The sequence below is a fragment of the Fictibacillus nanhaiensis genome, from assembly GCF_042686385.1.
In the GTDB taxonomy this organism is placed as follows: domain Bacteria; phylum Bacillota; class Bacilli; order Bacillales; family Fictibacillaceae; genus Fictibacillus; species Fictibacillus nanhaiensis.
On record NZ_JBHUPF010000002.1, the window covers coordinates 66776 to 88821 of the forward strand.

Consider the following 22046-nt stretch of genomic DNA (forward strand, 5'->3'; position numbering starts at 1 on the left):
TGTAATTATCAAGAGGAAGAGGTGAGGATATTGGGAAGGCGTATCGTATTGGTGAACTAGCAGAGGTAACAAATGTATCCAAAAGAACAATCGACTATTATTCCCAGATTGGTTTACTCCAGCCTCTTCGAACGGATTCGAATTATCGATTATATGACGAAGAGACGATTCATGTATTAGGGTTGATCGAACATTATAAGAAACTGAACATGCCCTTACATGAAATCAAGTCTGTGATTGAACTAGTCAAATTGAAAAGTACTGAAAATGAACACGTCGAGAAATACGTGGACCAGATCGCAGAGCTCATGAAACACCTAGAGGCTGAGATTAAAGAGATCAAGCCGATCATGGAGAGCTTAAACGATAAGCAAAAAGAGCTACTCTTAAACAAAGTTTCACCTCAAGGTATGACTTTAGCGCATTCATTACTTTTACTTTTCGGGTAAATAATAGTTGAGAGATATCTTTTGACCTAAAAGATAAAAACTATTCTTTATAACCTGGGAGGTGTATTCCTTGTGGTTGATTAACCATAAGGAGAACATTTGGAGATTATTAACTTAATTATGGTAGCTATTTTAATCGCGTTGACTGCTTTTTTTGTAGCTACCGAATTCGCGATAGTAAAGATTCGTACGACAAGATTGGATCAACTGGTTTCAGAAGGAAATATGAAAGCCGTAGCAGCGAGGAAGGTTGTCGGAAATCTAGATGAATACCTTTCAGCCTGTCAACTTGGTATTACCATCACCGCATTAGGGTTAGGGTGGTTAGGAGAGCCGACGGTAGAGCACTTGTTGCACCCTCTATTTGTAGAGTTTGAACTTTCTGAATCAGTTTCAAGTATCTTATCATTTATTATCGCCTTTGCATTGATTACATTCTTACACGTCGTAATTGGTGAGCTTGCTCCGAAGACACTTGCTATTCAAAAGGCAGAAGCTGTTACGTTAAGAGTCGCAAAACCAATCATGTTTTTCTATAAGATCATGTATCCGTTTATTAAAACATTGAACGGATCTGCACGTATTTTTACAGGATGGTTTGGTTTGAAGCCAGCATCCGAACATGAACTTGCTCACTCGGAGGAAGAATTAAGACTCATCCTTTCTGAGAGTTATAAAAGCGGTGAGATCAACCAGTCAGAGTTTAAATATGTGAATAACATCTTCCAATTCGACGACCGTACCGCAAAAGAGATTATGGTACCTCGTGTTGACATGGTAACACTTGATAAATCAGAGACAGTAAAAGAAAGCATCGTTGTTGTAACTGAAGAGAACTATACTCGATATCCAATTGTAGATGGAGATAAAGACAGTGTTGTCGGTATGGTAAATATGAAGCAAGTATTAACAGATTTTGTTAACGGTAAGAATCCAGATGCTTCAGTCGAAGAGTATATAAGACCTGTTATTCAGGTTTTTGAAACTACTCCTATACACGATCTATTGTTAAAAATGCAGAAAGAACGTGTTCACATGGCAATCTTGATCGATGAATATGGCGGTACTTCAGGACTCGTGACCGTTGAAGATATTCTTGAAGAAATCGTAGGTGAAATTCGAGATGAATTTGACGAAGACGAAGTTCCAGACGTTAAGAAGGTTGATGAAAACAGAACAATCCTAGACGGTAAAGTTTTGATTTCGGAAGTGAATGACCTTTTTGGATTGTCCATTAATGATGAAGATGTTGATACGATCGGTGGATGGATTTTATCTGAGAAGATGGAGATTAACATGGGCGATGAAGTGTCTGTGGAAAACTATCGTTTCAAGATTTTAGAAATCGATGGGTATCATGTTAAATCACTTGAGGTATTAAAAGTGAAAGAAGAATCGTTAAACTAATCAAAAGACGTGCAAGCTCTGCACGTCTTTTTTATAAAAAGCAGAAGTTGCACATAGATGTTTAGTGATAGAGACAAAGGAGTTATTTATGGAAAATTGGTTGATCAATATTATGAACGAATTTGGATATTGGGGAATTCTACTGTTAATTGCTTTAGAAAACGTCTTTCCTCCGATTCCATCTGAAATCATTTTAACGTTTGGAGGATTCATGACGAATTCTTCAGATTTAAATATAGTAGGGGTCATTCTAGCGGCAACTGTGGGTTCTGTCCTAGGAGCAGTCATCCTATATGGTGTAGGATTACAGCTTGATGTTGAACGAATGGAAAAAATCATAGATAGATGGGGACACATCCTTCGATTAACGAAAAAGGATATTCATAAGGCAGATGCTTGGTTTGATAAATATGGTCCATGGACGGTATTCTTTTGCCGTTTCATTCCGTTGATTCGAAGCTTAATCTCTATTCCGGCGGGCATGTCCAATATGAATTTTGGTTTATTCCTTGTTCTTACAACATTCGGAACGCTGATCTGGAACATCGCTCTCGTTAATTTGGGTGCGTATTTTGGAGCTTCTTGGGAAGTCATCGTAGGGTATATGGATGTTTACTCTAAAATCATCTACGCTGTTTTGGCGTTACTCTTTGTTTCTGTTGTCATTCTTTATGTTCGAAAACGCAGACAGAATAGCTAACTTTACTCTTTAAGAAAAATAATTGTTCATTCTTATGAATCTTCTAGCGATAGGGGGTTCTTTTTTTTGAGGTAAAATATGATGTGGAGTTGGCTGTTTCAAAGACCTCACATTCTTCAAGGAAAAAAAGTATGCGACTAAAAGAAACGAAAGTGACCTTTACAGCTTTGAAAGCTTGAACATTAAACAGTTGTTTAAAACACTCCTAGCGAGTGTTTTTTTTGTTATTATTTACAATTTTGTGAATATCTAAGAAAACGCATTCTATTATCTGTTAAAAAATGTATAATAAAAATAGAACGGTCGTTCAATTTATAGAAAGGAATTAAACCGTTGAACAAAAGAAGATACAACAGTGAAACAACAAAACTCGAAATCATGGAGAAAGCCTTTTTACTCTTTTCGCAAAAAGGTTACACACAAACTTCGGTTTCTGATATCTCAAAAGCTTCTGGTTATAGCAAAGGACACATTTATTATCATTTTGAGAATAAAGAAAAGTTGTTTGTACTATTAGCTCAACAAACAATGAAGGAATGGTATTTGAAGTGGATGGATAAAGAACCTGACTTTACTTGTGCATCCGATAAGCTGTATGGAATGGCTTTGCATGTTCTTTATAATTACCAAACTCCTCTTTTAAAAGGAGGACAAGAGCTTGCTTCCAACCCTGAATCTAGTCATGAATCTGTTAAGCAGCTATACGAATTAGCGGTCATTCCAATGGGTGCCTATCGTGCAATTCTCGTTCAAGGGATAGAAGAAGGAGAATTTAAGAAAGGCAATGTTGAAGAATGGACGGTGTTAATCGGCACATGGCTTGGTGGACTTTGTCAGCTTACGAATACTCAGGAACTTCATAGCTTAGAGCGGCTTTTTAAGAATGCTGTAAGTATTTTTTTAGGATCCATCCAAAAATAAGGAGGAAACGATATGAAGATTGGGTTAATCGGTGACAGTCTGACAGAAGGAAGACCTGGTGTTTCTTTTTTAAAACTCTTACAGAAACAATATCCCCACATGACGTTTGTAAACCAGGGCAAACCAGGGGAGTCTGTTAAAAGCTTGCATAACCGCCTAACAAAAATGAAGTTAGAGACCTTTAATCTTGCTTTCCTTTGGATCGGTGTTAATGATGTCTATTCAAAATTACTAAGTGTTCAAGCACAGCCTGTTGCAAAAGATCATGAAGAGTTTACAGCGTATTATCAAAAAGTTTTAGAGTGTGTCTTATCTTCCTCAAAATTTGTAATTACGGTTACTCCAGCAATAGTTGGAGAGGATTTGAATAATGTCTCGAATCAAGAGATTAAACAATTAAATACCCTCATCACATCCATCGCTCACAAACATAAAAATGTTTCCACACTTAATCTACACACCGTTTTTGAAAAACACCTTTCTTCAATAAAGAGTTCCGACTATATCAGTACAAAAGTATTAACAGTTATGAAAGATGTTCTTTTTTATAAAAAAACATCTAGAATCGATCAGTTGTCAAAGAAACGTGGGTTGCATCTAACACTTGATGGCATTCATCTGAATAGTAAAGGCGCTCAAATTGTTGCAGAGGAATATGCAACAATTATCGATCAACATCAATTTACCAATAAGAACGCTATGCTTTAGGGATTATGACTAATTAACATAAGAGGTGGTTGTTCTGATGGATGAGCAGAGAGTTGCGATTGTAACAGGTGGAGCTTCGGGGATCGGTTACGCACTTTGTGAGGAGCTCGTCTCACAAAACGTGTTTGTCATCATCACTGATATTAATAAGGAATTAGGTATACAGGCTGAAGAAAAATTAAACAATGGAGCCCGAAATACAAGATTTCAATTTTTAGACGTAACGGATGCTACAAGTGTAGAGAACGCTATTAAAGATATATATACGGAGTTTGGAAGGCTAGATTATTTGTTTAATAATGCTGGCATCGCGATGTATGGAGAATTGTATGATACGACTCTAGATGATTGGCATACCATTATGAATGTTAATCTTTGGGGAGTTATACACGGGACTAACGCAGGATATCGAGTAATGAAACAACAAGGGTTCGGCCATATCGTAAACACAGCTTCTGCTGCGGGACTAGGTCCATCTCCCGTTTCTGCAGCCTATGGAACCACGAAACACGCAGTAGTTGGATTAACTACTTCTCTTCATTATGAGGCAGAAGAATTCGGCATTAAAGTGAGTACACTTTGTCCTACGTTCGTGGAAACACCAATCTTCGAGAAAGCAAAAGCTATTCATATAGATAAAGATGTGATTATGAAGCAATTTCAAAAACAAAAGATGATGTCTCCAGAAAAACTAGCAAAACTAACAATCGATGGCATACATAAAAATAAGCCTATCATATGCCCTTTGCCGATGCGTAGAACGATGGACGTTTTTTTTACTCTAGTCCCCATAGCGCATAGAGGATTAATGAGGTTAGTTTGCAGAGTAAGCAGAAAAGCGAGGCTAACTTAAAAAACCCATAAAGTGGACTGCTAACGTTCTAGAGCAGTTCATTTTTTTATTCTTCGTTATAATATAAGTAATCTAACTTTTGGAGGAGTAACCGTGAAAACCATTTTAATCGTGGAGGACGAACCAAAGCTATTGGAAGTTGTCTCTTCTTATCTGAAGAAGGAAGGGTTTAACACTTTAGAAGCTCTTACTGCTAACGAAGCAATCCATTTTATAAAAAATAACTCTGTAGATTTTGTCATTCTTGACCTTATGTTGCCAGATATGAGCGGAGAAGCACTCTGTCAGAGAATTAGACAGACCCATACATTACCCATTTTAATGCTGACTGCAAAGGTAAGTGAGGAAGATCGCATCAACGGATTATCGCTCGGCGCTGATGATTATATGGTGAAACCTTTTAGTCCGCGCGAACTTGTTTTACGGGTTAAAACGATATTGCGCCGAACAGGAGATGAGGGCTTATTGGCTGAGCATATTACTTATAACAAAGGAGAGCTTAAATTCGATGCTCGCAAACAAGAAGTATACATACATGGCGATCTTGTCAATCTTACACCGAATGAATATAAACTATTGCTGACATTTGCCAGACATCCGAATCGTGTTTTTTCGAGAGAGGAATTAGTGGAGAAGATTTTAGGATTCGATTATGAAGGTGACACCAGGACGATCGATCAACACGTCAAAAATCTAAGGTCTAAACTTGAGACAGATCCTAAGAACCCACGCTATATCGTTACAGTGTTTGGGGTAGGATATAAGTTTACTGGAGGCAGCCATGTTTAAAGGTCTGCATGCAAGACTGACACTCATTTTTATATTGGCTGCGTCATCCATTCTCATTATTGCCGGTCTTATCATCATGTACGAAGTCCATTTCCACTTTACGATGTTTCAAAAAGATGTACCGGAATTTAATAGTATAGAGCCTTTAACGCATCACTTTGAAAAGGCGCTGTTAAGTTCAGTTCTTTGGACGTCGCTCGGTGCTATTATGTTAGTATGTCTCATTAGTTATTTTGTGGCTAAGAACCTATCAAGACCTATGGTAGAGATGAGAAAAGCGGCAGAAAAGATGGCTAAGGGAGAGCTTCAAGTCAGAGTGAAGTCACTTGGAGATGATGAGCTCAATGAGCTGGGTAACTCGCTAAATCAGCTTGCCGCTAAACTGCAATTGCAGGAAACTTACCGTAAAAATATGACTTCAGATATTGCTCATGAGCTCAGAACCCCTTTAGCGACAATTAAAAGTCATTTAGAGGCATTTGAAGATGGGGTTTTCGAGCCAACTACAGTTCGTATACAGTCATTAACAGGTGAAATCGATCGGCTGATTACAATCGTGCAAGATCTTGAATATTTAACAGCCATGGAAGCACCTGAGTTCTCACTAAATAAGAAACCACAACAATTAAACCATATTCTCATAAAAAGTGTGGATGCCGTATCAGGAGCATTTGTACAGAAGGGAATATTACTTCAAAGTGAATTGGATAGTGATCTTGAAATAAATATAGATGCCAAACGAATGTCTCAAGTGTTTATGAACCTGTTCAGCAATGCGCTAAGGTATACACCTAGAGGGGGAGAAGTTACGGTTGTGACTCATGTTGATACCGAATCAGTGTTGATAACTATACGAGATACAGGAATGGGTATTTCAGAAGAAGAGAGCAAACACGTGTTTGAACGATTCTATCGAGGAGAAAAATCAAGGAACAGAGAACATGGGGGCAGCGGGATCGGTTTGACGATTGTAAAAAGAATTGTTGAAGCTCACGGTGGACAAATTTGGATAAATGGGGAGTACAAGCAAGGTACTGAGGTGAACATAAAATTTTTCAGATAAGGAAGCCGGCGTGATTTGGGACGCCGGCTTTTTTGATATTCACTTGTCCTTTTGTCGAAAAGCCTATAAACTTTTTTGAAGGACTATAAATGGAGATTAAGGGTTCATAAAATATTTCTAAGGCCCATAAATCCCAATTTAGGGCCCATAAAAATTATTTGACCTCAGATAGCTCGTTTTCTGTCACCCATTTGTGATTCTTAACCCGTTCCCCACCTGTTGTAGGCGTATAATCCACCATGTAGACAGTCGTTTGTTCTGCAGAATCAATGGTAGCTTTTGCACCTTTCATACCTTTCATATGGTCTGCCTCTAGGGTAACTTCTGTTCCTGAAGTTAGAGGTTTATCACCTGCATCTTTGATCTCCTCGTGTATGACCCACTTGTGATCTCTTACTTTTTTTCCACCTGTTGTAGGTGTGTAGCTTACGGTATATACGGTTGTATCATAAGCGCCAACGATTGTAGCTTCTGCATCGTTCATACCTTTCATATGATCTGCACGAATAACGGCTTTACTTCCAACTTCATATGTTGGATTTGCTTTCTCCTTAAGTCCTTTAGGAACTTCACCTGAACTTGAATGGTTCATTTCTCCGTGATCTGCATGATTTTGACTGTCTTCATGCTTTTTTGTTGCCTCATCTTTTCCACATGCTGAAAGAACGAGTGAGAATGAGAGCAACATTGTAATAAATAGTTTATTTTTCACCATTAATAAAACCTCCTATATGGGCTAGTGTTAGTATTCTTCTTCATGAGAACTTTATGAACATATGACTAGCATAAAGGACACTTATGTAGAAGTTGTGAAGAGAATGATAATTAAAAGAGAAAAGAAACTGCTGTGTTCAATAAGAACTCGAGCAGTTTCTTTTACAGACATTTAAACAACCGTTTAATTCATTTTATAACAATGACATCAATAAACCGCCAAGTGCACCCGTAACAACAACCACCCATGGTGGCAGTTTCCAATATACCAACATGCTGAAAAGTACTGCTGCAAATGCAAAGTCAATCGGTTTAAGAATCGTCGTTGTCCAAATAGGCTGATAGAAGGCGGAGATTAAAATTCCAACAACTGCAGCATTAACACCCATTAACGCTCCCTTGATCTTTCTGTTCTGTCTAAGCAAGTTCCAAAAGGGAAGGGCGCCTAGAATTAACAGAAAAGCAGGTAAGAAGATTGCGATTGTAGCAAGTAATCCACCTTGCCAGCCATTCATCACTGCACCAATATAGGCTGCAAACGTGAACAGAGGACCGGGTACGGCTTGTGCTGCTCCATAACCTGCCAAAAATGCTTCTTCACTGATCCAGCCGGATGGTACGAATTCACGCTCAAGTAACGGAAGAACCACATGTCCTCCTCCGAATACAAGTGATCCAGAACGATAAAAGCTGTCAAAGATCGCGATCCAACTGTTAGAAGTTAAATCTCTTAAGAGCGGCAACAGAAGAAGTAACGCAAAGAATAAACTCAAACAGATTACAGCAAACTTTTTTGAGATAGGAAATTCATATTTTGTTTCATCGTTATCTGTTTGGTCTTTGTATAATAAAAATCCTAATAAGCCTGCTAATAGGATGACACCCACCTGAGAGAACGCAGTCTGCCACAATAGTGTTCCAATTAGTGCTAACAGTGCGATGGTTTTTCTTTTTAGATCTGGTGTTAGCTTTTCGGCCATTCCTAGAATAGCATGTGCCACAACAGCAACGGCTACGAGCTTTAATCCGTGGATCCAGCTTAGGTCAGAAACATTTAATCCTTGCAGGATAAGTGCGAAAACGATAAGCGCAATAACGGAAGGGAGTGTAAAGCCGATAAAGGATACGATTCCTCCTAATACGCCTCCTCGCATAACACCAATTCCTATTCCAACTTGGCTACTCGCCGGACCAGGGAGAAACTGACAGAGAGCTACAAGGTCTGCGTAGCCTTTTTCATCCATCCATTTACGTTTTCTTACATACTCTTCATGAAAATAACCTAGATGTGCGATGGGTCCACCAAAAGAAGTGAGGCCTAGCCTTGTTGAAACCATCAAAATTTCTAATAGTGTTTTAAGTAGACTTTTGTTTTCTGTCATGTATGATCACCTCTTACTCTTTGATTTCTTTAAACAGTTCATAAGCTTTTGCTCTCGCTTCTGATAAGACGATCTGTCCTTTTTCAGTTGCGGTGTAATACTTTCTAATTTTTCCTTCAACGTTCTTGTTTGCCTTTGTCAAAAGTCCGTCTGCTTCCATGGAGTGAAGAATCGGATATAGTGTACCTGTGCTAATGTTATAGCCGTGTTCTCTGAGTTCTTCTAGCATCCATACGCCATAAATCGGGTGTTCAAGCGCATGATGCAGAATGTGTATTTGTATGAAACCAAGAAAAAGTTTTCGTAACGTTTTCTCTTCCATATAATCACCACCTATATTTGCATCTCAATATCGATTACCTATATCGGTTTTCGAAATAAAAATAACATGAGTTCCTTTTCTTTTCAACCTGATCACTATAAAGTTTACATACTCTTTATATTTACCTTGAGGTCTACTGAAGGTTTTATTCGATTGCATCTCTTAAAACGGAGGAAAGTGCGTGGTTACGTAACAGATAAGAATCTAGCCAATGATGCGATGAGAAAGCTCACATATGAAGCATTGCCGTGTATATTAGGAGCAAGTACAATCTCTTGAATGTCTATCATTATGGTGTATCACCGCACGCAACGCGAAAAGCGAGCATCCTGAAACAGAAAACAACTACACCTAAGAACAACCATCAATGCGAAAAATACTTTCTTTTAAAATCTTTCAACACTTATCTCTGTTATTATTTTCACAGTTTAGCCAATTACTGGTTTTTTAGTGATAAAATCATAGAAGGTATGATAATAAAACTATTTTTCTTGATATGGAGTGAAGAAGATGAAGTCAACATTAACGGTTGCCCATTATCTAAAAGAAAATGCAGAGCTTCTAGCTAATAAAATCGTTGATGATATTATTGGGCAGTTTGGTTTCCAGGTAAGCGAGACTGATATTAGTCAGGCCAGAAAAGTGTATGCCGAATTCCTATCCTTTTTAAGTGAATCTATCGATTGTGAAGAAGGTTCTGTCCCAGAAGAACTGTTGGAGTGGAGTCGAGAAAATGGAGAGAAAACAGCAGCAAAGCATCATCGAATCTCTGATATATTAATCCGTTATCCTGACACTCGAATGGTGTTTGCGGATTTTATTTTAAATATAAGCATTGATTTCGGACTTTCTACGGAAGATGTCGTATTAATCATTAAGCGTGTTCATCATATGCTGGACGTAAGCATTAATGAAACGGTTCTTGCATTTGAACGAAAGTCAGAGGAGATTTTAGAGAAAACAAAGAGAGAGCTTCGTGAGCTTTCAACACCTGTCGTTCCTATCGAGAATGGACTGGCTGTTTTACCATTGATTGGCACCATAGACGCTGATCGGGCAGAGCATCTTATGAATCATGTGCTGCCTAAAATCCCTGAACTTCAAGTTGAACGGTTAATCATGGATTTTTCAGGAATCGTCGATATTGATACTGAAGTGGCATCTCATATTTTTAATGTATACCGTGTTTTGGCATTACTTGGTATTAACGTTATGGTGACTGGTTTACGTCCTGAGCTAGCGATTAGTGCGGTTTCTGAAGGTATCGATTTTTCATCAATAGAAACATTTGCGAATGTAAAACAAGCGATAGAAAGTAACAAACAAAAAAACTAGCATGCGTGCTAGTTTTTTCGTTAGTCTTTATACTTCTGACTTCCTGCATGAACGATTTGAACTTTCACTTTGACTGAATCCAAAGAATCGTTCTGCAAAGCATACTTTTTAACTAAAGACGGTGACTTTCGATAAGTAGAACGGGTTAAATTATAAATGTCACTGTCTATAGAAAGTCCATTTAAATAAGTCTGCTCAATATCCTTCTTCATTTTTTGGACGATTTTCTTTTCAAGTTCTTTACGAGGAACAATATCTAAATTTTCATCGATTGTTGCTTTTGCTTTGACGTCAATTGTATACTTAAGTTCATTTTGAACGGGCTTATTCAGCTTTATTTTATATCCTTTTACGTCAAGTTCAACAACAGTGTCCCCTAATGAAATCTCAAGCTTGTTCTCTTTTTTTTCTGTCGTTAACCATTCCAATCCATGAAGTTCCTCATCATTCAGCTTTCCTTTAAAGTTCATACTATTAAGTACATAGCCTCCATTAATAGTGGGTAACATGGGTTTATCATTATCTTCATGCCACTTTCCTTTTACTAATTTTATATTAGGAATTATGGCTGATCCGAATGGTTCGCTGCCATCTCTTAATAGCATCTGCATAGATAATGGGTTAACCGAATGGTTTCTTTGTAACATACTACCTGGATGAAACAAAACTTTGTATGTTGGTGCTTGCTTAAAAAGAGATTTTGCCTTTAATACTTCGTTTATTTCTTCTGACGTACCAAAAATCCATGCTGTAAATCGAATTAGAGGATCGTGACCGATGTGAGAAATTACTTCACTCAGCTTTTCTTTAATTACCCTCTCGCTAAACAGTATTACTTGCACGTGTCCGTAATATAGTGGGAACTGGGAAGATTTCTCTAACTTCCTGAAAGCCATTGTAAGCGTATCTCCTTCTTCTCTGCCGACTAAAACAGGAGAGTCAGCTGCCTGAGCGCCACCGCCCTCTTGTTTAGCGATTGATGAGAAGACAGCGGATTCGGTATAAACGATATACTTACCATCTTTATAATCCACACCTAAGGCTTCAATATAGAGCTGCTCATTAATGCCCCTTGAGCCCCAGCAACCTGTTAACATAAGAAGCAAGATCAACAACATGAACATGATCTTTGGCTTAATTCTCATTGCGATCACCTTGGCGAGTAGCGTCTTTTGGATACAGATACGAAGATCTTTTCTTGATAAGAGTAAAAGGAGCTTTAAAAAATGTTTTAAACGTATCAGCCGCATTTGGTGCAGCTAAAGATTCTATATAAGGATAGTCAAAGGAACGAAGGGAACTGACTAACATGAATATACTAAGCATAGATATAAAAAATCCAAACAGCCCAAATGTTGCACACATGAGGAGGGTATATATTCGTAAGAAAAGCAGATTCCCACTCAATGATTGGTTAACGAACGTATAACTGGCAATCATTGTTATAGCTACAACAACAAGTGTGGTAGGAGAGGTTAACCCTGCCCGGATTGCCGCATCCCCAACGATTAATCCGCCTAATACCGCTACGGTCTGCCCAACAGCTCTAGGAAGTCTTGCTCCTGCTTCTTTAAACAATTCAAACAAAACGACCATAATCATCATTTCAAGTGGCAACGATAACGGTAATCCTGTTCGAGAGAGTGTTAACGTTGCAAGAAGGGGATAAGGAAGCTGATCTGGGTGAAAGGTTGTCAATGCAATCCAGAGGCCAGGTAAGGATACGGTTGTAAAAAGTCCAGTAAATCGAAGGACTCGTTCAAAAGAGACCATGTAAAAACTGGCATGAGCATCTTCTGGAGATTTCAATGTAATCGCAAGTGAAGCGGGACCAATGAGCACTGTAGGTGAACCGTCTACAATAATAACAAATCTTCCTTGTAGTAATGATTGAACCGCAAAATCGGGACGACCTGTATTATCAAGTAGAGGGAAAATGGAAAAAACGGAATCAGATAATTCTTCTTCTAGTTCACTGCTTGATACAAGGGCATCTATATCAATCTTAGAAAGACGCTGCTCTACGCGTACGACGAGATCAGGGTCGATAATGTCTTCAATAAATAGTAAGGAAATAGCCGTTTGACTCCTTCTACCAATCGTAAAAGATTTGCTGTTAAGTGAAGATGTTTTTAGACGTTTTCGGATTAAAGCAAAATTGATTTCCAAATCTTCAATAAAACCGTCACGCGCTCCACGGATTGAAATCTCCGTATTCGATTCTTCTGGTGTTCGCTTTGGCATATTAGCAAGATTGATGGCATATAGAGAATTTTTTGAACCGGTTAACAGTACTTGTCCTGAAAATAAGCTATGCTCAATCTTTCTTTTATTTTCAGAATCAATAGTGATTTCATGAACCACAAACCGATTTTTTAAAGAGTTAACCATAGCAACATCATCCTGCCCAGCGATGTCATTTAAGAAGGGAAGCAAGCTTTCTTCTAATAATGGGGTATCAACTAGCCCTTTACAGAACAATAGGGTATATGCATCATTTGTTTTTTCTGCAAATAAATCGTTTTTTACCACTACGTCTGTAGAATGACTGAACCAGCTAAGAAGTTCATGAATTTTAGTATTTTCTTTTCGGTGGATAAACTTCATCACAGATTCCTCATTTCTTAACTAGAACATAAAGACAGAATATCGTTATAATTGGCATCATCACATACATCTGTATCGGAAAGAAGTAATGATACAAAAAGTTAAAAACAGAGATGTTTGATATAGGAGCAAGGGCATAAGCAATCGCAAGTATATATAGGGAAGCAACTAGCCATATCCTGTGTTTTTTTACATCAATCAATTTTGTAACTAAGTACATCAATAGACTTACTCTAATAAAAGCACCAGAAATCCATTGGAAGATGGAAAGGAAGTCCATCCTGGTAATCTCTTTGCTAATCGTTAGAAGCTTCCATTGCTCGAAAGCAGGGTATCTCAATTTGTTGGCTTCGTAAGGGCCAAACTCTGCAATGGCTGCCATTGTCGGTCCTAACATAAGACCCACTAAAACAAAACTTACAAAAATGATGTGTTTCCACTTAAGCATTTTATGAGTGTGATGTACAAGAAATAAAAGCGTACTTAACTCTGTCAACCCTGATAAAACATAAACTCCGCCTTTTAACACAGGAGACCAGCCATTTTCTGCAATCGGCAATAACATGGAATAGTCTTTATGCGGAATGTTTCCAATCGCAATAAAGAAACCGAATGTTACAACTAAAGGTAAGGCGATCAAAGCTACCATGCTTAACTCCTGAAGTCCTTTATAAGTCCCAAAAAAACAGAGCACGCCTAATAAAATACATAGGACAAGAGCTGGGGTATCCATTAAATAATTTGTTTTTGTCCATGTAATGGTATCTCGGAAAGTGATTGTAGCATTTAAGAAAAAGTAAAGGATAAATACACCGCTGAGCAGATAGACAGGGACAGGACTGAGTCGTTTTTTTATAAAATCTATAATATTTTGATTTCCTATTTTTTTTAAAACCGAACCAATAAGCAAAATAAAAAGGATGTAAGGAATAATTGAAAGAAGAATACTTACCCAAGCATCTCTTCCTGAAGCTGATAAGATGACGGGTATAATCAGAACATGATTTACGAGGCCGGATGAAAGAATTAAAAGAACATAAATATGAATTGGAGCTACACCAGGTTGAATTCTCATACGTTCCTCCGGTTAATTGAATATGAATTAGTATTGTTTTAACTCAAAGGCATTATTCTATAGGTAAATACAATTCTTAAGCTAATCACATTTTTTTCCGTTAGTTTATAGTTTTTCCCGTGAATTTTGGATGGAATCCCGCAAATTTTCAACTTAATTCCGCAAGTTGCTAATGGACCAGTCAGGCAAACGAAAAAACTCAAACAAAAGATCAACCTTTTGTTTGAGCCATTACTTCGTTTTATCTAATATGTAGCGTATGTAACCTTCACGATGTCCGCCTTGATCAATTATTTTTCGTACATAATAGGAATCTTTCAATAAGCCGTTCTGTTTATCTAGTTCAATCCACTTCTTGGTCTCAGGGATATCGTTTAATTCTTGGAACCATTCTTCGTTTTCTAGCTCTGCCCACAATTCATGAATATCAGGGTCTTTCACCCTTAAAATATGCTTTTGAAAGATCTCTATAAAAAAACCTGCAGTGAGTAAACAAAGCAATAAGAATAGCAGCATATCATTATAACCTCCAGTCTTATTACCATACACCAAAACGAGCGTATAAAAAAACAGCACGTTTTTTAACGTGCTATCTTAAGAAACATCAAACAAATGACTGCGTCCTATTTTTTGTTGCTATGTTTTTCGATGATATCTTTTAATTCAGACCAATTCGTCAAACGAGGCATGTCCAAATGTTTGTTGTAATTCTGATGTCTAACATATAGCTGAACAGGCTCTTCCGTTAGCGTATTTAAGACATTAGGCTTATCATCAAAGTAAAAGTCCAGCTTCAGATCTTTGATCGTATGAATTTTCTCCTCATCTTTCATTCCACAGAAGAAACGACCTTCTTGAACAGGGAATCCAGCATTCTCGACCCATTTCTTTGTTTCTTCACAATGTTCTGCAGGTCTTGCTGTGATGTAGAAAATCTCATGACCCTCTCTATCGAGTTCTTGTAACACTTCAATGGCATCAGGATAAGCAGGACAATCTGTGAAATAAATCTCTTCCATAGAATCAATCCACATCTGATTGCCTTCCTTTTTGGAGAGACCGAACGGTTCGTGAATCTCCAGAGTTTCAATCGTGTCAAAAACATCGATTGGAACATCTTGTTTTAATTTTCTATTGTAGATATGAAAGGCATGTTGGCGAAGATTAATCAGTGTATCATCAATGTCAAAACCAAATCTCATGTATATATACCTCTTATTCGTATTTAGGATAACTTGTAAACTTATAATCAGGGCCGATTTGTGTAACTGTAAGATCTTTCAGCTGGATAGCATCAGACATTTTTTCGATTCCAGTCCCACCAAAAAATGATGGTGAATGCTGTCCACCGATTAGTTTAGGTGCGATGTAAAAAACGGCTTTATCAACAAGCTTGTTTTCTAGAAAAGCTGCGTTAATCGTACCTCCACCTTCGATCAAAAGGGAAGAGATCAGATTACTTCCTAGTGTTTTTAAAACTTCAAGCGGGTCAACGCGTGATTCACCTGCAATGAAAACTTTTACACCTTGAGCTTCGAGTTGTAGCTTTTTTTGCTTGTTGTGATTTTCGGTTGTAAATACCCAGGTTTCCGCTAGATGGTCTGTTACCACTTTAGCCTGTAGAGGGATCTTAAGTGTCGAATCCATGATCACTCGAAGTGGGTTGCGTCCGTTTGGAATTCGAGTCGTTAATTCTGGATCATCATGAATAACCGTATTAACACCAACAAGTATAGCTCGATTTTCATTTCGCAATTTATGAACATCTACTCGTGCTTCTGGTGATGTGATCCATTTGCTGTTATTCGTATGACTCGCAATCTTTCCATCAAGCGTGATGCCAGATTTCAAAGTTACAAAAGGGATTTTCTGAACGATAAACTTGTTAAACACTTCATTCATTCGCTCTGATTCCTCTTGAAGTATTCCAGTTTCCACTTCAATCCCAGCATCTTTTAAAATTTGTACGCCTTTTCCGGATACAAGCGGATTCGGATCTAATGCAGCGATGACTACTTTCTTAATTCCAGCTTCTACGATCGCTACAGCACAAGGTCCCGTTCGTCCGTGGTGAGAGCAGGGTTCAAGTGTAACATATATCGTACCGCCTCTCGCTTTCTCTCCAGCCATACGAATGGCATGAATTTCAGCGTGAGGTTCACCAGCTTTAAGGTGTGTACCAACCCCAACGATTTCGTTGTGATTTACGATTACAGACCCCACCAAAGGGTTGGGATCTGTTTGACCTTTCATCGCTCGTGCATTATTTAGGGCGAGTTGCATGTAGAATTCGTGACTACTCATTCGTGAATACTCCTTCATCTAGATGACCAGATCGCTTAATCTTGGTTTGAAGATACTTCTCGTTGTATTCAGAAACGTCACCCCAAATCGGTGCTCTTGCTGTAACAGAAAGACCAGCTTGATGAAGTGCTTCTAATTTTTTCGGATTGTTTGTAATGAGTGTAACAGGTTTTGAACGCAATGCTTTTAATACTTCAATAGCGTCTTCGTAATTTCTGGAATCATCTACAAATCCAAGACTTTCGTTCGCCTCTACAGTATCTTGTCCACTTTCCTGAAGGAGGTAAGCCATCGCTTTACTAAATAGACCGATACCACGGCCTTCATGGTTTGCTAAATAAAAGAGTGCACCAGTCCCATGTTCTACAATCATCTTCATCGACTGCTTTAACTGGTATCCGCAGTCACATCGTTTGCTACCAAAAATATCACCAGTGTGACAGATGGAGTGCATGCGAATAAGCGCTTCATCATTGTACGCAAAGTCACCATAAACTAAAACACTGGATTGCTGATATTCTGCCAAGTTGGCAGAGGAAAGCTTGTCGATCACTTCTTCAAAGTTTTCTGTCTGTTCGCAGCCTTCAAGCCAGCAGTACCAGTTGAAAACAACGGTATCTCCATAAAGATTAACAGGCAGACGAATGGGACCAACTAAATAAATCGCACCTTCGTCTTTTTTTATAAGTTGTATTTTATCTTCAAGTATGGAAAGAACTTTTTGCTTTAAGTTTTTACTTTGTAACATACTTATACCCCTTTTTATAGTTCATACGTATTTTGTCGGTTACTTCGGTGAATATGTTTATTTTATACCAGATAATTCGATTGAAAGTAGTGTTTTGCTCTCAATGGAAAAAAAAAGCATGGAAACCAAATAATCGAGAGATCCATCCCATTGCATTTTTCTATTGATTTTAAAAATGGATATATCTGTTCTTATTTTATGTAGATGTAAAAAAAAAGATTGGATATTAGACTAATTGTCCTAAAAAGTTACCTTTTAAAGAGGGGAGGTCTTATGTATGGGGCTAAAAATCCGTAAAAAAAGATACACCATGAAGTGTATCTTATAAAAAGTTAATGAGCGATGATATTAGATTCTGGCTTATCGTAAACAGCTAATTTTTTTACAAGTTTGTTACTAGAGGCATCTAGACCAATAATTTGAACGTCTGTTTGGTTCTGGCGGTATTTTAGAACGACTTTATCAATGGCACCTACAGCAGAATCATCCCAAACATGAGAATGTGACAAGTCGATCGTAACAAGCTCGACACGTTCTGAGAAGTCAAACTGAGAAACGAAATCTGTTACCGATGCAAAGAATAACTGACCTTTTACTACATATACTTTGGTGTTGTTATCCATATTAGAAGATATCTCAACTTTTGAAATCTTAGCCGCAAAGAACAGGGCACTTAAGATAACACCGGCTAGAACGCCTTTTGAAAGATCATGAGTGAGCACAACTGTAACGACTGTTACGATCATAACCGCAGCATCGGTCTTAGGCATCTTATAAAGTTTTGTTATAGAAGACCAATCAAAGGTACCAATGGATACCATGATCATAACTCCAACTAAAGCTGCCATTGGAATCATCGAGAGCAAGTCGTTAAGCAAGATTATAAGAATCATTAAGAATGCCCCAGCAACAAATGTAGAAAGTCTTCCTCTACCACCTGATTTAACATTGATAACAGATTGCCCGATCATCGCACAGCCGGCCATACCTCCAAAGAATCCCGCAATAATGTTAGCGATTCCTTGTCCTTTTGCTTCCCTGTTCTTATCGCTATCCGTATCTGTCATATCATCTACGATCTGTGCGGTTAATAGAGACTCTAAAAGTCCAACAAGGGCTAGAGCAAATGAGTATGGAAAGATAATCTGAAACGTTTCAAGCGTTAAGGGGATATCAGGAATTAAGAACAATGGTAGAGCTTGAGTTAATTCACCCATGTCACCGACAGTTCGAACAGTTGACCCTGATATTACTGCAATGATCGTGATTACGATTATGGCGACAAGAGGAGACGGAACCGCTTTTGTCACTTTCGGAAAAAGATAAATGATGGCTAATGCCCCCGCGACCATCGCGTACATGACCCATGATTCTCCTACGAAATGTGGGAGCTGAGCAGTAAATATGAGAATGGCTAGCGCATTAACAAATCCGACCATCACAGATCTAGGGATGAATTTCATATATTTACCGAGCTTTAATACCCCGATTAGAATTTGAATCACACCTGTAAGAACGGTTGCTGCTAAAAGGTATTGCAGTCCATGTTCTGCAACAAGAGTTACCATGACAAGAGCCATAGCTCCAGTTGCGGCTGATATCATTCCAGGTCTTCCACCTAAAAAGGCAATTACAACGGCAATACAAAATGAGGCATATAAACCAACCATAGGGTCTACACCTGCAATGATGGAGAAAGCGATCGCCTCTGGAATAAGAGCCAATCCGACTACAAGTCCTGCAAGAACATCTCCTCGAATGTTCCCGAACCACTCCTGTTTTATTTTATTGTAATCCAACAATAACACACCTCTTTCTATATTTTGAAAACTGTTTTTTGACTTTCAACTCTCATGAAAGTCGGGTCCGATGTCAACGGGTTTGATTATAACATGGATAAAAGAAAGGAAGTAACGGAATGTAAGCGCGTAAATATGGTTTTTTCTCACGTTTATCGTGAATTTCTTGTTTTTTCATAGCTTTAGTAGAAAAATACAACTATACGTTATACATAAAGGAAAGGGATGAGGATATGGATAAAAAATCAGAAGGATATGAGTATGCAGATTATTATAAGGGGTATGTAGAGTTAGTACCTGAAGGGGATATCATTCAAATCCTATCAGATCAAATGAAAGATACAGTGGAAATCGTCAGCATGTTAGATGATGAGCAGCTTTCCTACCGATATGCAGCAGGGAAGTGGAGCGTCAAAGAAGTAGTCGGCCATATTACAGATACGGAGAGGATCATGAGCTATCGTTTATTATCGATCGCACGAGGGGAAACAACCTCACTTCCTGGATATGATGAAAATGCTTATGTAGAGGAAGCAGGCTTTGATGATATTCCGGTAAGAGATTTATTGGAACATTTTGTATCAGTTCGCTTGGCGACAATCCAGCTTATTAAGAGTTTGAGCAAAAAGGCTTTAGAAAGGAAAGGAACAGCAAATGGTCATCCAGTTAGCACTCGTGCCCTAATGATGATTATAGCAGGTCATGAAATACACCATCGTAACATTATAGGAGAGCGATACTTATCGAAAAATTAAACATTTGTTTAAAAAACGAGCCGACCTCACATGAGATCAGCTCGTTTTTGTGTACATATTGAAGGGCTAAATGACGTTCATCTCAATCGCAGCTCTGACCCCCGATTCCACGGCTCCTTCCACCCATCCATGCTTGAGTGTTGTATGTTCCCCTGCAAAATGCAGTCTTCCTTCAGGCGCTTTAATCGCTTCAAATAACTCTAATTCTTGGTAGGGCTTAAACATGGTAAAGCATCCACCTGCATTGGGGTCTGTTGACCAATCATGGCTAAACCCTGTAACAAAATGTTGATAGATGTGATCTCCGTGAAACTGTGCGAGATATTTTAATGTTTCTTTAATCTTCATCTCATTTGACGAACTTCTCCAAGGAAACGTATCATCTTCCCACGTATAACTTCCAATCACGACACCGGATGGGATGTCTTGACGGATATGACTCGGATAATGAGTGAAACGTGTTGCTTGATCAGTGACAGTTTTTCCACCAGAAAGGCCATTTTTTTCCCAAAAGCGATGTTTAAATTCAATGCCAATCTTAATCGAGGGTACATAATGAAGTTCCCGAATCGCTTTTCTTTTTAAATAGGAGAGCGAATCGTATGGTTCAAAATCCACAAAATTAAGAACGGAATAAGGCAAGGTAATTAAAACTTTGTCTGCTTCAAATGAAAAACGATGTAGTGTTTGAGGACTTTCTGTATATAGTTTAACGGTAGACTCTGTCTGCACAAGGCGAGTTAGCTTCTGTCCAAAATAGATATGATGCCGTAGTTCTTGAAGAAAAGCACGAGGCAGCTGATCGTAGCCGCCTGTTACTTCAAAATATTTGAGTGGAGGTTTTTTAAAGATGATTAAAATATCTCGAAGCATCTCTAAAAGAGAGAGCTCCGGAAGCCCCTCTAGTGACAGGAGTACTTTAATCATATCTATAGCTCCAGCTGATAAAGATCTTCCGTAAGGGTTATTACGTAGATAGTTATCAAGGGAGTACTGTTGAAAATTCTGAATGATGATCGGCCAGTTATTATCAGGATCACGATCTATGAAATCTGCAATCGGCTGAACGGCATAAGCAATCAGCTCTTCAGCCGTTTTTCCTTTTTCATTTTCTAAGACTGGAAATCCTAAGATATCAGGATTTTTCTCATAAGCATTATAGGTGGTCCGAATGCCATTGACTAAAAGAAGGTCATGAGGATTGCTGTTTACGAATTCATTAATCTCTAGGTTGTACTTCTCGATATATGCTAAAACAAGTTTATGCATCTCAGGAATTCGCATCGCACCTGCTTCGTAATAGTTACCGTGGGTAAAAGGTGATCTGACTGTGTAAATACGCCCGCCAACTCTGTGAGTAGACTCTAGAAGGATGATCTCGTGTCCAGCGTTCTTTAAAAGTGTGGCTGCGACAAGCCCGGCCATTCCTGCACCAACGACAATCATCCTTTTTGGAGAGCTTGTCATGGGTAAACCGTTCTGTATAATATCCAGCATTCTCTCAACTGTTAAACGGTTTGAATTCATCACAAGTCCCCCTAAATGAACGTTCATTCCTTTTAACAATGTATTAAAATTTATTAAAGAATATTATTTTGTAATTAAAACTAAAAATGACAGCCAATGATGGCTGCCATTTCTCTAAATTTATACGAGTTCCTCTGTCTGAACTAAAACATCATCTTTATTCGGATAAGTCTTCTCGATATGTTGCTCACCCCAAGCGCAGAGTGAATCCAAGATCCCTTTTAACGACCAACCGTAATCAGTTAAAGAGTATTCAACACGTGGTGGAACCTGATTATAAACTTCACGAAGGATTACTCCGTCGTCTTCTAGTTCTCGAAGTTGCTGTGTGAGCATCTTTTGTGTGATTCCTGGCATTAATCGCTTCAACTCACCGGTTCTTCGTTTATCTTTTATAAGATGGCAGAGGATCACGACTTTCCACTTTCCGCCGATCACTTCTAATGCAGCTTCAACAGGTATGTTGTATTTTTTCATCCATAATCACCTCTATCCCTTAATTGTTACTTAAAAGTACCTACATTACTTAAAAGTGCGTACTTACTTTTAGTTTGCGTATATTTCATAATAGCATCAAGTCATCCGAAT

23 protein-coding genes are annotated in these 22046 nt (G+C 38.3%); 10 read left to right on the forward strand and 13 right to left on the reverse strand.

Features of this window, described 5'->3' with window-relative positions; translation table 11 throughout:
* The first annotated feature begins 47 nt into the window (after window positions 1-47).
* From ACFS5O_RS00775 to ACFS5O_RS00810, 8 genes are all read left to right on the forward strand, one after another.
* Window positions 48-449 (forward strand): MerR family transcriptional regulator, encoded by a 402-nt coding sequence (locus ACFS5O_RS00775; protein WP_269148790.1) that lies wholly within the window; start codon window positions 48-50, stop codon window positions 447-449.
* Between the two features lie 99 nt (window positions 450-548).
* Window positions 549-1856 (forward strand): hemolysin family protein, encoded by a 1308-nt coding sequence (locus tag ACFS5O_RS00780; RefSeq protein WP_205724557.1) that lies wholly within the window; start codon window positions 549-551, stop codon window positions 1854-1856.
* 88 nt (window positions 1857-1944) lie between these two features.
* Window positions 1945-2556 (forward strand): DedA family protein, encoded by a 612-nt coding sequence (locus tag ACFS5O_RS00785; protein WP_198766160.1) that lies wholly within the window; start codon window positions 1945-1947, stop codon window positions 2554-2556.
* 333 nt (window positions 2557-2889) lie between these two features.
* Window positions 2890-3477, forward strand: a complete 588-nt coding sequence (locus ACFS5O_RS00790; RefSeq protein WP_205724558.1) for a TetR/AcrR family transcriptional regulator — start codon at window positions 2890-2892, stop codon at window positions 3475-3477.
* 12 nt (window positions 3478-3489) lie between these two features.
* Window positions 3490-4185, forward strand: a complete 696-nt coding sequence (locus ACFS5O_RS00795; protein WP_205724559.1) for an SGNH/GDSL hydrolase family protein — start codon at window positions 3490-3492, stop codon at window positions 4183-4185.
* 37 nt (window positions 4186-4222) lie between these two features.
* A complete protein-coding gene (locus tag ACFS5O_RS00800) occupies window positions 4223-5038 on the forward strand; it encodes an SDR family NAD(P)-dependent oxidoreductase (protein WP_205724560.1) in 816 nt (271 codons plus the stop codon).
* Window positions 5039-5131: 93 nt separating this feature from the next.
* Window positions 5132-5827: a response regulator transcription factor gene (locus ACFS5O_RS00805; RefSeq protein WP_205724561.1), complete on the forward strand. Its 696-nt coding sequence runs from the start codon at window positions 5132-5134 to the stop codon at window positions 5825-5827.
* Window positions 5820-6890: a HAMP domain-containing sensor histidine kinase gene (locus ACFS5O_RS00810; RefSeq protein ID WP_205724562.1), complete on the forward strand. Its 1071-nt coding sequence runs from the start codon at window positions 5820-5822 to the stop codon at window positions 6888-6890. The genes ACFS5O_RS00805 and ACFS5O_RS00810 overlap by 8 nt, the downstream gene beginning before the upstream one ends.
* A 154-nt stretch (window positions 6891-7044) precedes the next feature.
* Here ACFS5O_RS00810 and ACFS5O_RS00815 read toward each other — a convergent pair whose 3' ends face one another.
* The 3 genes from ACFS5O_RS00815 to ACFS5O_RS00825 form a co-directional block, all read right to left on the reverse strand.
* Window positions 7045-7605, reverse strand: coding sequence for a YdhK family protein (locus tag ACFS5O_RS00815; protein WP_205724563.1), 561 nt, complete (start codon window positions 7603-7605; stop codon window positions 7045-7047).
* A 193-nt stretch (window positions 7606-7798) separates the two neighbouring features.
* On the reverse strand, window positions 7799-8986 hold the full coding sequence (locus tag ACFS5O_RS00820; protein ID WP_205724564.1) for a chromate transporter: 1188 nt from the start codon (window positions 8984-8986) through the stop codon (window positions 7799-7801).
* 13 nt (window positions 8987-8999) lie between these two features.
* Entirely contained in the window at window positions 9000-9308 is a 309-nt protein-coding gene (locus ACFS5O_RS00825; protein WP_205724565.1) for a PadR family transcriptional regulator, read from the reverse strand.
* Window positions 9309-9818: 510 nt separating this feature from the next.
* Here ACFS5O_RS00825 and ACFS5O_RS00830 point away from each other — a divergent pair.
* Entirely contained in the window at window positions 9819-10643 is an 825-nt protein-coding gene (locus tag ACFS5O_RS00830; protein ID WP_205724566.1) for an STAS domain-containing protein, read from the forward strand.
* A gap of 20 nt (window positions 10644-10663) precedes the next feature.
* Here ACFS5O_RS00830 and ACFS5O_RS00835 read toward each other — a convergent pair whose 3' ends face one another.
* The 8 genes from ACFS5O_RS00835 to ACFS5O_RS00870 all read right to left on the reverse strand — a co-directional run bounded on the left by ACFS5O_RS00835 (window position 10664) and on the right by ACFS5O_RS00870 (window position 19176).
* Complete coding sequence (locus tag ACFS5O_RS00835) at window positions 10664-11788, reverse strand: Ger(x)C family spore germination protein (RefSeq protein WP_205724567.1); 1125 nt, start codon at window positions 11786-11788, stop codon at window positions 10664-10666.
* Window positions 11778-13250 (reverse strand): spore germination protein, encoded by a 1473-nt coding sequence (locus ACFS5O_RS00840; RefSeq protein WP_205724568.1) that lies wholly within the window; start codon window positions 13248-13250, stop codon window positions 11778-11780. Before ACFS5O_RS00840 ends, ACFS5O_RS00835 begins: the two co-directional genes overlap by 11 nt.
* A gap of 10 nt (window positions 13251-13260) precedes the next feature.
* Window positions 13261-14325: a GerAB/ArcD/ProY family transporter gene (locus ACFS5O_RS00845; RefSeq protein ID WP_205724569.1), complete on the reverse strand. Its 1065-nt coding sequence runs from the start codon at window positions 14323-14325 to the stop codon at window positions 13261-13263.
* A gap of 231 nt (window positions 14326-14556) precedes the next feature.
* The gene (locus tag ACFS5O_RS00850; RefSeq protein WP_205724570.1) at window positions 14557-14841 is read right to left on the reverse strand and encodes a hypothetical protein; all 285 of its coding nucleotides are present in this window, start codon (window positions 14839-14841) and stop codon (window positions 14557-14559) included.
* Between the two features lie 107 nt (window positions 14842-14948).
* Window positions 14949-15527, reverse strand: coding sequence for a 5' nucleotidase, NT5C type (locus tag ACFS5O_RS00855; RefSeq protein WP_205724571.1), 579 nt, complete (start codon window positions 15525-15527; stop codon window positions 14949-14951).
* A gap of 13 nt (window positions 15528-15540) precedes the next feature.
* The gene (ribD, locus tag ACFS5O_RS00860) at window positions 15541-16629 is read right to left on the reverse strand and encodes a bifunctional diaminohydroxyphosphoribosylaminopyrimidine deaminase/5-amino-6-(5-phosphoribosylamino)uracil reductase RibD (protein WP_205724572.1); all 1089 of its coding nucleotides are present in this window, start codon (window positions 16627-16629) and stop codon (window positions 15541-15543) included.
* Window positions 16622-17377 carry a GTP cyclohydrolase II gene (locus ACFS5O_RS00865; RefSeq protein WP_066391291.1) on the reverse strand — a complete coding sequence of 252 codons (756 nt, stop codon included), beginning with the start codon at window positions 17375-17377 and terminating at the stop codon, window positions 16622-16624. Before ACFS5O_RS00865 ends, ribD begins: the two co-directional genes overlap by 8 nt.
* Before the next feature lie 332 nt (window positions 17378-17709).
* Window positions 17710-19176 (reverse strand): SulP family inorganic anion transporter, encoded by a 1467-nt coding sequence (locus tag ACFS5O_RS00870; RefSeq protein WP_205724573.1) that lies wholly within the window; start codon window positions 19174-19176, stop codon window positions 17710-17712.
* 233 nt (window positions 19177-19409) lie between these two features.
* Between ACFS5O_RS00870 and ACFS5O_RS00875 the strand changes: the two genes are divergently transcribed.
* Window positions 19410-19931 carry a DinB family protein gene (locus ACFS5O_RS00875; protein WP_205724574.1) on the forward strand — a complete coding sequence of 174 codons (522 nt, stop codon included), beginning with the start codon at window positions 19410-19412 and terminating at the stop codon, window positions 19929-19931.
* A gap of 66 nt (window positions 19932-19997) precedes the next feature.
* Here the strand turns inward: ACFS5O_RS00875 and ACFS5O_RS00880 are convergent, their stop codons facing one another.
* The gene (locus ACFS5O_RS00880; RefSeq protein WP_205724575.1) at window positions 19998-21458 is read right to left on the reverse strand and encodes a flavin monoamine oxidase family protein; all 1461 of its coding nucleotides are present in this window, start codon (window positions 21456-21458) and stop codon (window positions 19998-20000) included.
* Between the two features lie 120 nt (window positions 21459-21578).
* The gene (locus ACFS5O_RS00885; RefSeq protein ID WP_066391295.1) at window positions 21579-21935 is read right to left on the reverse strand and encodes a winged helix-turn-helix transcriptional regulator; all 357 of its coding nucleotides are present in this window, start codon (window positions 21933-21935) and stop codon (window positions 21579-21581) included.
* Window positions 21936-22046: the final 111 nt, after the last annotated feature.